Source organism: Bacillus sp. BB081 (genome assembly GCF_008368895.1).
Lineage (GTDB): Bacteria > Bacillota > Bacilli > Bacillales > Bacillaceae_G > Bacillus_A > Bacillus_A wiedmannii.
This window is the reverse complement of record NZ_QOZX01000044.1, coordinates 22,701-35,337: the sequence shown is the minus strand read 5'-3', so window position 1 is coordinate 35,337 and position 12,637 is coordinate 22,701. Positions and strand designations below refer to the sequence as shown.

Annotated in this window: 12 protein-coding genes; 5 read left to right on the top strand and 7 right to left on the bottom strand. The window is 36.5% G+C overall.

Annotation, left to right across the window (positions count from 1 at the left end; translation table 11 throughout):
• Positions 1–6 precede the first annotated feature (6 nt).
• The gene (locus DN394_RS19520) at positions 7–684 is read right to left on the bottom strand and encodes a response regulator transcription factor (protein ID WP_097917698.1); all 678 of its coding nucleotides are present in this window, start codon (positions 682–684) and stop codon (positions 7–9) included.
• A gap of 174 nt (positions 685–858) precedes the next feature.
• Here DN394_RS19520 and DN394_RS19515 point away from each other — a divergent pair, with 174 nt between their 5' ends.
• The 4 genes from DN394_RS19515 to DN394_RS19500 all read left to right on the top strand — a co-directional run bounded on the left by DN394_RS19515 (position 859) and on the right by DN394_RS19500 (position 4,539).
• Positions 859–2,106, top strand: a complete 1,248-nt coding sequence (locus DN394_RS19515; protein WP_097917697.1) for a cell wall-binding repeat-containing protein — start codon at positions 859–861, stop codon at positions 2,104–2,106.
• Positions 2,107–2,262: 156 nt separating this feature from the next.
• Positions 2,263–3,714, top strand: coding sequence for a SulP family inorganic anion transporter (locus DN394_RS19510; RefSeq protein WP_097917696.1), 1,452 nt, complete (start codon positions 2,263–2,265; stop codon positions 3,712–3,714).
• Between the two features lie 65 nt (positions 3,715–3,779).
• Positions 3,780–4,202 carry a universal stress protein gene (locus DN394_RS19505; protein WP_048567094.1) on the top strand — a complete coding sequence of 141 codons (423 nt, stop codon included), beginning with the start codon at positions 3,780–3,782 and terminating at the stop codon, positions 4,200–4,202.
• Positions 4,203–4,413: 211 nt separating this feature from the next.
• Positions 4,414–4,539: a DUF4027 family protein gene (locus DN394_RS19500; RefSeq protein WP_000387883.1), complete on the top strand. Its 126-nt coding sequence runs from the start codon at positions 4,414–4,416 to the stop codon at positions 4,537–4,539.
• A gap of 100 nt (positions 4,540–4,639) precedes the next feature.
• Here DN394_RS19500 and opp4A read toward each other — a convergent pair whose 3' ends face one another.
• The 6 genes from opp4A to glpT all read right to left on the bottom strand — a co-directional run bounded on the left by opp4A (position 4,640) and on the right by glpT (position 11,901).
• Entirely contained in the window at positions 4,640–6,415 is a 1,776-nt protein-coding gene (opp4A, locus tag DN394_RS19495; protein ID WP_098110431.1) for an oligopeptide ABC transporter substrate-binding protein, read from the bottom strand.
• A gap of 12 nt (positions 6,416–6,427) precedes the next feature.
• Entirely contained in the window at positions 6,428–7,333 is a 906-nt protein-coding gene (locus DN394_RS19490) for an ABC transporter permease (protein ID WP_087983343.1), read from the bottom strand.
• 18 nt (positions 7,334–7,351) lie between these two features.
• On the bottom strand, positions 7,352–8,320 hold the full coding sequence (opp4B, locus tag DN394_RS19485) for an oligopeptide ABC transporter permease (RefSeq protein WP_060629545.1): 969 nt from the start codon (positions 8,318–8,320) through the stop codon (positions 7,352–7,354).
• 15 nt (positions 8,321–8,335) lie between these two features.
• Positions 8,336–9,262 carry an ABC transporter ATP-binding protein gene (locus tag DN394_RS19480; RefSeq protein ID WP_087983341.1) on the bottom strand — a complete coding sequence of 309 codons (927 nt, stop codon included), beginning with the start codon at positions 9,260–9,262 and terminating at the stop codon, positions 8,336–8,338.
• Positions 9,249–10,268, bottom strand: a complete 1,020-nt coding sequence (locus DN394_RS19475) for an ABC transporter ATP-binding protein (protein ID WP_097917694.1) — start codon at positions 10,266–10,268, stop codon at positions 9,249–9,251. The genes DN394_RS19480 and DN394_RS19475 overlap by 14 nt, the downstream gene beginning before the upstream one ends.
• Positions 10,269–10,551: 283 nt before the next feature.
• Positions 10,552–11,901 carry a glycerol-3-phosphate transporter gene (gene glpT, locus DN394_RS19470; protein WP_097917693.1) on the bottom strand — a complete coding sequence of 450 codons (1,350 nt, stop codon included), beginning with the start codon at positions 11,899–11,901 and terminating at the stop codon, positions 10,552–10,554.
• A 271-nt stretch (positions 11,902–12,172) separates the two neighbouring features.
• Between glpT and DN394_RS19465 the strand changes: the two genes are divergently transcribed.
• Positions 12,173–12,631 carry a MarR family winged helix-turn-helix transcriptional regulator gene (locus DN394_RS19465; protein WP_097917692.1) on the top strand — a complete coding sequence of 153 codons (459 nt, stop codon included), beginning with the start codon at positions 12,173–12,175 and terminating at the stop codon, positions 12,629–12,631.
• The last annotated feature ends 6 nt before the right edge of the window (positions 12,632–12,637 follow it).

The following is a 12,637-nucleotide window of genomic DNA, read 5'->3' as shown; positions in this document are numbered from 1 at the left end:
TGCTCCTTAATCTAGAGTATCAATCCATCGATATCCGACTCCGTAAACAGTTTTTAAATGATGATCAATAGGGAAATTTACTTTTCGTAATTTATCACGCAAATTACGAATATGTGAATCGACTGTTCTATCTTCTGTATTTGTATTTAATCCCCAAATTCGTTCAATGAGCTGATCTCGGCTTAATACATAGTTCACATGACGTAAAAATAATCCGAGTAAAGAGAATTCGATTGGAGTGAGAAGAAGTTCTTCATTATAGACAGAGACGAAATGCTTTGCCTCATCCCATAAAATGCCGTGATATTGGATTTGCGCGTGTTGATTCGTTCGCCTTAAAACAGCTTCAATTCTTGCGAAAAGCTCTTCTTCATGGAAAGGTTTCGTTACGTAATCATCCGCTCCAAGTTTTAACCCTTGGATGACATCTACCGTTTGATCACGAGCCGTTACCATAATGATAGGAACGTTACTAAAGGATCGAATTTTTCTGCACGTTTCCCACCCATCCATCTTTGGCATCATAATATCAAGTAAAACAAATTTGAAGTTTCGATTTTCTATATGTGAAATAGCTTCTTCCCCAGATACTGCACATACGCAGTTGTATCCGATTGGAGTAAGATAAAGCGTTAATAATTCAAGCATTCTCGGCTCATCATCTACGAGTAGTATATCGACCATAGAGTACCTCCGCATTTGTAGTTATTAATTAAATTGTAAGTCAAAATCATGAAGAAATGGTGCAGATTATCATGCATCTGCATAATTTCTTCAGAATTGCTTGTTATTGTAAAGTTGAAATTCCATTTTAGGTAATCATATTGGCTCGAAAACGATTCAAACGGAGGCGGTATAGTGAAACAGATGACCCGAATTTTTGGGATAACAATAATTGCGGCGGTTGGTCTTGCGGCGTGTGGACAAACGAATACAGATCATAAAAATCATGAATCTAAAGAAGAGAAGAAAACAGAGCAAAAGGAAATGAAAATGAATCAGGAGGTAACTGCGCCTAAAGAAATGAACGAAGGTGCATCGAATGATTTATTAACGACAAGCTTAAAAAATGTAACGAGATTAAACACAAACGATCCTCTGCAAATGGCAGTATTAACTTCGCAAACGATATGGCCAGCAACGCATAAAGAGAATCAGCCAGGCGCTATTATTTTAGTATCAGTAAACGAGTGGCAATTAGGTATTACAAGTGCAGACCTTATTCATCATCCGAATAACGGGCCGATTTTATTTATAGAAAAAGAAAAGATACCCGAAATGACATTAAAAGAAATAAAACGATTAAATCCGCTCGGAACGAAAGATGGAACACAAATTATGGTGATGGGGGATGTAGGTGCATCTATCCTTGAGCAATTAAAAGAATATAAAGTAAAGCAAATAAAAGAAACGGATCCAGCTACATTTGCTAAAGATGTGGATAAAGAATATGCCGATATAACAGGAAGTTATCCAAATAGTGTTATTATCGGTTCGTCTGAAGAAGAAGGGCGTTTATACACAACACCAGCTGTAAACTGGATCTCTCATATGCCAGAACCGCTTTTATATACAGAAAAAGATAAGGTGCCAGAAGCGACGATAGAGGCATTAAAAATGAGAAAAGATAAAGCGAATATATATGTATTAGGACCAGAAAAAATCATTTCAAAAGCAGTAGAAAAAGAGTTAAGTAAATATGGAAAAGTAACGCGTATTAGTGGGGAGACTCCGGTAGAGAATTCTATTGCATTTGCGAAATTTAAAGATGAAAAAACAAAATTTGGATGGGGGTTTACAAAACCAGGTCACGGTTTATCATTTGTTTCAAGCAAAACACCAGACTTAGCAGTTGCAGGAGCTCCATTTTCACATATGGGTAAACACGCACCTGTTGTATTGTTAGAAGAAGGGAAAGCTTCACAACCAGTGTATGAATTCCTTGCTAGTATTCAACCGAAGTTTAAAGATGACCCAACGCTTGGGCCGTATAACCACGGCTTCTTATTAGGAAGTACGAGTGATATTTCATTTGAAACACAAGGTATACTGGATGAGAGGTTAGAGATTGTGCAAGAAAGCGGTCAAGGTCACGGTGGACATTAATAAAAGGAGAAAGGCGCTACTAAGGTAGCGTCTTTTTCTGTAGGAAACTTTTACATAGCAAAAATCTCTCTACTCGTTATATAATAGCCTTCGTGCAGTCGGCCTAGATTTTCTTATGGAGAAAATCAAATGATAGAAGGGTAGAGGAGTGGTATTTTGTTTCAAACGATAAAAAATGATTGGTTCTCCAACGTGAGAGGGGATGTGCTATCAGGGATTGTTGTTGCTTTAGCGCTAATCCCTGAAGCGATTGCTTTCTCAGTTATTGCAGGCGTGGATCCGACCGTTGGGTTATACGCAGCCTTTTGTATCGCGGTTACAATTTCATTTGTTGGTGGAAGAACTGGGATGATTTCAGCTGCAACAGGTGCAATGGCATTATTAATGGTGACGCTCGTTAAAGATCACGGTTTGCAATATTTATTTGCTACAACAATATTAACCGGTATTGTCCAAATTATTTTTGGTGTGTTCAAACTGAGCTCATTTATGAAGTTTGTTCCTAAATCTGTTATGAGTGGTTTTTTAAATTCACTTGGAATTTTAGTTTTTACAGCGCAATTGCCACATTTTAAAAATGCAACTTGGCAAATGTATGCACTTGTCGCATTAGGACTTGCAATTATATATGTATTTCCACGTATTACGACGGCTGTACCGTCTACACTTATTTCTATTATTATTGTGACAAGTATTGCACTTATGAGCGGATTACAGTTAAAAACAGTCGGGGATATGGGAAGTTTACCGAAAGAATTACCGTTCTTTAGCATTCCTAATGTACCGTTTACAATGGAGACATTAGGGATTATTTTACCGTACGCAGTTATGCTTGCAATTATCGGTTTACTAGAGTCATTATTAACAGCTTCAGTTTTAGATGATATGACGCATACGGAAAGTAATAAACATAAAGAAGCACGTGGACAAGGTATGGCAAACATTGTCGCTGGTTTCTTCGGAGGAATGGCAGGATGTGCAATGATTGGACAATCTGTTATTAATATTAAATCAGGTGGACGAGGTCGTTTATCGACATTTGTAGCAGGCGGGTTTTTAATCGTATTACTATTCGTTTTAGGTGATTATGTTGTTCATATTCCGATGGCAGCTTTAGTTGCAGTTATGATCATGGTTTCAATTGGAACATTTGATTGGAACTCTGTAACAACGATTCATAAAGTACCAAAAGGAAACGCATTTGTTATGATCGTAACAGTTGTGATTGTCTTAATTACACATAATTTAGCATTAGGTGTAATTATCGGAACAGTAATTAGTGCGGTTTTATTTGCATTCAATATGGCAAAGATTCACGTGAAACATTTATATATTGAAAATAAGAAAATATACGAAATTCATGGTCAACTTTTCTTTGCATCTACAGCAGACTTTATAAATAATTTTGCATTTGAGGAAGATATAAAAGAAATTGAGTTGAATTTTACTCACGCACACGTATGGGATGATTCAGCGGTAGCAGCAATTGATAAAGTTATCATGAAGTATGAACAAAGTGGCGTGAAAGTAAGGATAACGGGATTAAATGAACGAAGCTCGAAGATTATTTCAAACTTAGCTACTTATAATAAAAGAATTGCTAGTTAGAAGCCTCCTTTTTAGGGGGCTTTATTATATAATACGGGTAGGATAACGAAAAGGGGATTCAGCATATGTACAAACAAATTATATTAGCATGTGACGGTTCTGAACATGCACTTCGAGCAGCGGAACATGCAACATATATTGCGAAATGTAGCGAAGAAACAAATGTTGAAGTTGTGTACGTAGTAGATAATAGAACGGCAAAATCAGATATTATACAAGGTCAAACAGATTTAGAAACAATATCGGCTAGTCGAAAAGATAAATTAAAAGAGATTGAAAGTTTATTAAAGAAAGAGAACATTTCCTACAAAATTACGATATTACATGGCGATCCTGGAGATACGCTCGTTCAATATGTGAATACAGGGGATATAGATCTTGTTATTGCTGGGAGTAGAGGGCTAAATACACTGCAAGAAATGGTGCTTGGTAGTGTCAGTCATAAAATAGCAAAGCGTGTAAAATGCCCGGTGATGATTATAAAGTAAATTGAATGAGATCTTTTGTAGTGTAAGCAAGACCTTGATATAATTCGAGGTCTTTTTTTGCGTATAAAGAGGGAGAGTGCGGACATACTAGATATATAAGTTTAAAGGGAAATCGTTAACTTACAAATTTGTAAGTTTGTTGTCAGAAAAATCGATGTTATGAAATTTTTCCCATTGGTAAAATAAGAGTATCAAAGGGGAGATAGGGAGGATGGAAGCGATGAAATCATTTCAAAATTTATCATATAGTCAAGGGGTAAGCTTAATTTGTTTAGGAGGATTTGCTGCATCTGTTACGTTAGCTGTTTTAATAAAAATGATTCATCAAATCTTTTAATATTGGAGTAAGGAAGGAATTGATTGTTATTAATAGCAAGAGAAGGACTATAAATGAAAAATAGCTCCTAGCATGTATGTAGATGCTAGGAGCTATTTTCTTATTTCTCTGTTTCTGCTTTATCGCTTGTTACGCTAACTTTACCCCACTTATATTGATCCTCTGGTGTATATTTATAATCTTTTACTCGGTTATTGATACCCTTTAGATCGAACTTATAATGAAGTGGAATCATTGGTACTTCATCATGGATTAGTTTTTGCCATTTATCATATACTTCTGTACGATATTTATCGTCAGCAGCTTTTGGAGAAAGACCTTCTTTTAATAATTCAGTATTTTTAGGGTTTGACCATCTTTGGTAGTTAAAGCTTGCATCAGGTCCCCAAAGGCCAGATGGATCTGGATCAGAACCAGTACCGAAAGCACCAGCGTATAGATCGACTGCAGGATCATCTTTTTTCAGCTTATCATAGAACGAGTTAAATTCATGTAAGCGACCATCAAGAAGTTCAACTTTAATGCCAATTTCTTTCCAAGATTGAATAAAGAATTTTGCAAGAGGTTCACTTACATCACTACCACTCATTGATAAGAAGTTAAGTTTAACTTCCTTGCCATTAGGGTCTTCACGGAAACCATCACCATTTTTATCTTTATATCCAGCTTCGTCTAACAATTTTTTCGCTTTCTCAACATCTTTATCATAAGAACCTACTTTATTATTGTGGAACTTAGGTGAAGCTGGTGAGATTGGTGAGTTAGCTGGATAACGTAAACCGTGATATAGTTTTTCACCGATTTCTTTTCGATCAATTGCATAAGCCATCGCTTGACGTAAACGAACATCTTTGAATGTATCTTTATCCATTACCATTTCACGTTTTTCTTTATCCATGTGTCCAAATTTAAAGCCGATGTAGCTGTAGTATAAATCTGTTCTTCCAACTAGTTGTGCATTCTTTAATTTACTTACGTTCGGATATTGATCTGCACTTACTTCCGCGATATCAATGTCACCATTTTTCAATGAAGCATTAACGATAGATGGGTTTACAACTTTTAAAACTACATTTTTAAGTTTTGGTTTTCCGCCCCAATAATCATCGAAACGTTCAAATTCAACAGATTCTCCAGGAACGATTTTCTTAACTTTAAATGGTCCGAAACCAATTGGATTTTTACGGATTTTATCAGATTCTGCTAATTTATCAATTGGCACATCTGCTAAGTATTTTTTATGAAGAGGGTATGTCCAAAGTCCAGTTTTCACAGAAGGATTTGGCTCCTTAAATGTAAATGAAATTGTTTTTTGATCAATTACTTTTACACCGGAAATTTTGTCAGTTTTTCCATCGTGATAATCAGTCATTCCTTCAATCATTTGCATTTGAGTGTCATAGCGAGATCCAGCATACAGCTTACTACCAATTACAAGGTAAGAATACTCTAAATCTTCAGCTGTTACAGGGTTTCCGTCATGCCACTTTACGTTATCTTTAATTTTTAATGTAATTGTTTTTTTATCTGCTGATATTTCATAAGTAGCGGCACCTTCGTTATTGTATTCCCAGTTTTTATCATTGTCTAATAATGCTTCATCAAAGAAAGTAATGACTTGGTTGTCAGGATCACCTTCATATACAGCGAAGTTTAAAAGTCCTTCAAATGGTGTGTTAGAAACAAGCCCATATGTCAATGAGCCATCTTTAATTTCTTTTTTATCGTTTTTAACGACTTCATTAAATTTGTTAGTGTCTACCTTTTTTGTGCTGCTCGTTTTTTCACTACCTCCGCTGCCCCCACAAGCTGAAAGTAGTAATGTTGAAGCCGCAAGTGTACTTAATACTTTAAGAAATTTTGGTTTGTTTGTCATTGTCTCCACCCCTTAACCTTTTCTTTGTCTAGCATCAGCTGAGCGACGTAGCGCTTGACCGATAAAATTTATACACAGCATCAACACTAAAATCATGAGTGATGCAGGTAACCAGATCCACCATTTTTCTTGCAGAACATCAGGATTTGTTGCATAACTAACAAGTGTTCCAAGGCTCGGTGTACTCTCTGGTAGACCAAAACCTAAGAAAGTTAGTCCAGATTCTATGCCAATATTTCCAGCAAGATTTAATGTAACGCTTACGATAATAATAGAACTTAAGTTAGGTAATACTTGGAACATCATAATCTTCCAGTTTGGTGTGCCTAATGTTTTGGAAGCAGATACATAATCCAATTCTTTTTCGGTCAATACTTTTGAACGAATCAACCTGGCCTTTCCTGTCCATAGGAAGATACTCATGATCAAAATAAATACAGTGACATTAAAGACTGGAACAATTGTGATAAGTACGATAACAAGCATTAGGAAAGGTAAAATAAGTTTGAAATCAATAATACGCATAATGATGTTATCAACAGCTCCACCAAAATAACCAGCGATTAGTCCGATAGAAAGACCAATCAAACATGAGAGGATAGTGATTACAAGTCCAATCGTAAATGAATTTCTCGTTCCAATAATAAGTTGTCCAAAAATATCTCTCCCACCGTAATCTGTTCCTAACCAATGTTCACCAGATGGTGGAGAGTAAATAGAAAACAAATCAACTTTTACAATATCCTCCTGCTTCATGATGAAGGAAGTTGTGTAAACGGCTATCAGTATGATTGCCAATAAGAAAAGTGACAACATTGCTAATTTATCTTTACGAAATTCACGCCACATGACAGAAAAGCCAGAAGGACTTTTTTCGTAATGAACGACTTCAGTTTGTTTTTCGGGATTTGCTAACATAACGTTTCTTCACCTCCATTAATCAATACGAATACGTGGATCAACGATGCTTAGAATAATATCGGAAAGAAGAGTCCCGAGTAGCGTTGCGAATCCAGTAAATAAAACAAGTGCAGTTACGACACTAAAATCACGTTGAGAAATAGACTGCATAAATAATTGACCAATGCCAGGATAACTAAAGATACTTTCTAGAAAAATTGATCCAGCAACCACGCTTGTAATTTCATATCCTAAGAAAGCTGCGATTGGTAAAAATGAATTACGTAAAATATGTCTAGAATAGACCTTTGATTCTGGAACACCTTTTGCTTTTACTGTGCGTACAAAATCTTTATGTTTCGTATCGATAATTTCACTTCGTAAATATTGGATTGTACCCACTGTTGCAATTAATGCACCAGATAAAGCTGGTAATATCATGTGATTCAATTTACTTAAATAGTAAGCGAATGTACCTGTTGCAACTTGAGGATCTACGCTACCGCCGGTTGGGAATATTGCAAGCTTAAATCCAAATAGGAAGAGCATAATTAATGCAAATATAAATAGTGGTGTAGCAAGTCCTAAATAGTTATACAGTGTAATGAGTCGATCTGCCCATGTATCAGTCCAACGTCCACTTATTACACCGAGTGGAATTGCAATCACGTAAGTAAGAACAAGGACAAGAATTGCTAACCAAATTGTATTTCCAAGGCGTTCACCGATTAAATCAGTTACTTTCATTTTATGTGCATAGGAAATACCAAAGTCACCTTGCACAGCATTTTTAACCCAGCGAACATATTGTGTTGTAACAGGATCATTTAAACCTAATTTTTCACGTTGCTCTTCGATAACTTTTGGATCTGCTTTCGGATTATTTACTGCTCTGCCGGTTAAGGCATCGCCTGGCATTGCTTTAGCTAGTAGAAAGACAAGTATACTTAACACGAATAATTGCGGGATCATCACTAAAAATCTCCGTAATATAAATTTCCACATGTTTTATTCACTCCCTTATGGTAATGCCACCCGGTGCGTTGGCGAGATTGCTTTTAAGTCATAAGCCCGACCGTTTTCATTGAAATAATTTTCGTATGACTTCTCGTACTCAGAACTTACTTGTTGACGGAGCTTACGCTGTTGCTCTCTGTTTTCAGGACGAATATCAGGAATTGCTGATATTAGGCGTTTCGTATAAATATGTTGCGGATTATTATAAATTTCTGCACTAGTTGCTTCTTCGACAATGCGCCCGCGATACATAACACCGATACGGTCACACATATGGCGAATTACACCTAAATCATGACTGATAAATAAGTACGTTAGTCCAAGTTCAGATTGTAAATCTTGTAAAAAATTTAAAACCTGCGCTTGTACAGAAACATCTAGTGCTGATACAGGTTCATCAGCGATAATAAGCTTCGGTTTTAATGTAAGAGCGCGTGCAATACCAATCCGCTGCCTTTGCCCGCCGGAAAATTCATGTGGATATTTATAAATTGACTCTGGATTTAGACCAACTTTATCAAGATATTCTTGAACCGCTCTACGTTCTTCATCAGGTGAGAGCTTCTCAAAATTTCGAAGAGGCTCAGCAATAATGTCGAGAACACGTTTCTTCGGATTTAATGATGAATAAGGATCTTGGAAAATCATTTGAATATCTTTTCGTTGTTCACGTAGCTCAGAGCGACTTAATTTTGTTAAATCTCTATTATTAAAATGAATGCTACCCTCTGTTGCTTTCGTTAAATGCATAATTGCTTTACCCGTTGTCGATTTGCCACTTCCTGATTCACCAACGATCCCGTATGTTTCACCCGGTTGTAATTCAAAACTTACACCATCGACAGCACGCACGTAATCTAATGTACGGCCGAAGAAACCACCTTTAATTGGAAAATGTACTTTTAAATCTTCTACTTTAAGCAGTGCCATGAGCTACGTCATCTCCTTTCTTATCTTGGAAGTTGAAATACTTGTAGCAAGTACAACGTACCCAATGGTCTGGTTTTACTTCATGTAAAATTGGATTTTCCTCGTGTTGATCGGGTCTAATCCATGGAATTCGATCCTGGAAGCGACAACCTGTGCGAGGAAGCTTCGCTAACGAAGGAACGACCCCTTGAATTACATGCAATTTTTCTTTTTCACCATACGCAGATGGAATGGAGTTTAATAGAGAACGAGTATATGGGTGAAGAGGGTTGTTAAAAATCTCTTCAACTTTTCCTGTCTCTACAACTTGTCCGGCGTACATAACGACGATACGATCGGCTGTTTCTGCGACAACACTTAAATCATGAGTAATTAAAATGATGCCCATTTTCGTTTGTTCTTGAATAGATTTTAGTAAGTCTAAAATTTGTGCTTGGATGGTTACGTCAAGAGCTGTTGTTGGCTCATCCGCAATAATGAGTGCTGGGTTACAAGCAATTGCAATTGCGATAACAATTCTTTGTCTCATTCCGCCAGATAATTCGTGTGGGTATTGTTTATATGTAAGTTCTGGTTTTGGAATACCAACTTGATGAAGTAGTTCTAAGGTGCGTTCTTTTTTTTCAACTTTTGAAAGGCTTGTGTGGTAGTCTAAGTTTTCTTCGATTTGTTTTCCAACTGTCATAAGAGGATCGAGTGCTGTAAGAGGTTCTTGGAAAATCATACCGATGTTTGATCCGCGTACTTTATTCATTTCTGCGGTCGACATAGTTAGTAAATCCTTATCTCTATAGTTAAGCTGCCCTTGTAATTTTGTATTTGCTTCATTATGCAATCGCATAATAGAAAGGGCAAGTGCACTTTTTCCGCAACCTGATTCACCAACTATCGCGACAATCTCATTTTCATGGACAGTTAACGAAACGTTATCAACTGCTGCATGATATTGATCTTGTATGCGAAAGGAAGTCTGTAAGTTTTCAATGCGAAGAAGTGGATTCTTCATGGCTATCCCTCCATCTTTTCTGAAAAGACTAAATATTTTGTATGTTGTTGTTATTTTAATATAAATTGACAATGTTTGACAAGCATAAGTTGAGAAAATATTCAAAAATCTTTTTATACAGAGATTGAATGCTGTTGTATAAGGGATTGAAGTTAGTTGAAAACGCTAACATATAAAAAGAGGAGAATAAATCTTTTGTAAGAAAAAAGATTTATATGTAGAAAAAAGAGAGGTGTTCTGGAAAGAACAGTCTCTCTTTTTTTGATAAGAATAATATTAGTACTTAAGCTTGTTTTGGTTTTGCAGATCCTGTGTTTAAAGTAAGAGCAAGGAAGAACATTGCAAGTACACAAGATACAAGTAATAAGATGAATCCGCCATCCCATCCGAATGCATCAACGATAAAGCCCATAGCTGCGCTAGCAAAAGTAGCTCCACCTAGGTAACCGAAGAACCCAGTTAAACCAGCTGCAGTTCCAGCAGCTTTTTTTGGTGCTAAGTCTAGTGCGTGTAGGCCGATTAACATAACAGGTCCGTAAATTAAAAATCCAATCGCGACAAGTGCGATACTATCAACCATTGGATTACCAGGAGGGTTTAGCCAGTAAACAAGAACGGCGATAAATACACCAACCATAAATAAAATACCAGCAGGTGCGCGGCGCCCTTTAAATAGTTTATCACTCATCCATCCGCAAAGAAGTGTACCTGGAATACCAGCCCATTCGTATAGAGCATAAGCTGTGCGAGAGCTACTATGAGTAAAACTTTTTTCCTCTACTAAATAAGTAGGGGCCCAGTCTACAACGCCGTAACGTACGAAATAAACGAAAACGTTCGCGATAGCGATGTACCATAAAAATTTATTGTTTAGTACGTATTTAAATAAAATTTCTTTTACTGAAAGTTCGCGTTCTCGATCTTTTACTTTTTCATCTGATGGATACTCTCCAGTATGTTCTTCAATAGAAGGTAATCCACAAGATTGAGGTGTATCTTTCATCGTAATTAATACATAAATACCAACTAAAATTGAAAGAATACCTGGGAAGTAAAAAATACTCTTCCAGTCATTTGCGAAGAAGTATAAGCCTAATGTCACAAGAGAAGGCATAAGCGCGCCACCGACATTATGAGCGACGTTCCAAATAGACATTTTTGTACCACGTTCACTAATAGAGAACCAGTGAACCATCGTACGACCACAAGGAGGCCAGCCCATACCTTGTACCCATCCATTTAAAAACTGAAGGACAAACATAAGTATAATGCTCGTTGTAATGAAAGAAAATGAGCCGAAAATAATATTAATGATACCTGATAAAAATAGCCCAGCTGCTAAAAAGTAGCGAGGATTACAACGGTCGGATACGATACCCATAAGAAATTTACTTAATCCGTAAGCGATAGAAACTGCTGAAAGGATAACCCCAAGTTCCCCTTTACTAAATCCTTGTTCAATCAAGTATGGCATTGCAAGTGAAAAGTTTTTTCGAACAAAGTAATAACCCGCATAACCGATGAAGATACCTAAGAATACTTGTAAACGTAATTTACGGTATTCGCTATCAACGCGATCAGCTGGTAAGCGTTCCGCGTGGGGCGCAGGTTTAAAGAATTGTGTAAAAAACATAAAATGAAAATCCTCCCCTAATTAATTCGAAGTGTTGTAAGGCAGAGAGAATATAAAAAGGCCATGAAATATAAAAAAGTTTCCTTTTTTATGATTCATAGCCGTATACTCCGATTCTCCGTGACTGTCAATATTAACTTCGTCGAAAATTATACAACTTTGTGACAAAAATGTAAACGTTTTTATGAATAAAAGTGTTGACGGATTTTGTTCGCGGGATTAATATTTAAATACATTAAATATTTTATTGCTTAAATAAGAGGTGGATAACATGCTAAATGATATGACGCATATCGATAAAATTCAAGCTCTTGCCTTTTCGATTGGAAAGAAAATGCAGACGGAGTTATTAGAACAAATGCAAGCAACAGGACTTACACCACCGCAGTTTTATATTTTAAAGATTTTGGATCATTACGGTGCTTCAAGAGCGACAAAATTAGCAAAAAAGATGTATGTAAAGCCTAGTGCAATTACAGTGATGATTGATCGCCTAATTGACCAAGAGCTTGTAGAACGCTATCACGACAAAGATGACCGTCGTGTTGTCATCATTGAGTTAACAAAAAAGGGGAAATCTAGAGTAGAAGAGGCAATGACCGCTCGTAATGAGCATATTGCAAAATATTTCTCACATTTAGAATTACAAGAAAGAGAAGATTTGTTACGCCTCTTTGAGAAGTTAGAAACAATTATTTGCGGGACACAAGAGAAAAAAGAGAATAACTAAGAGGAA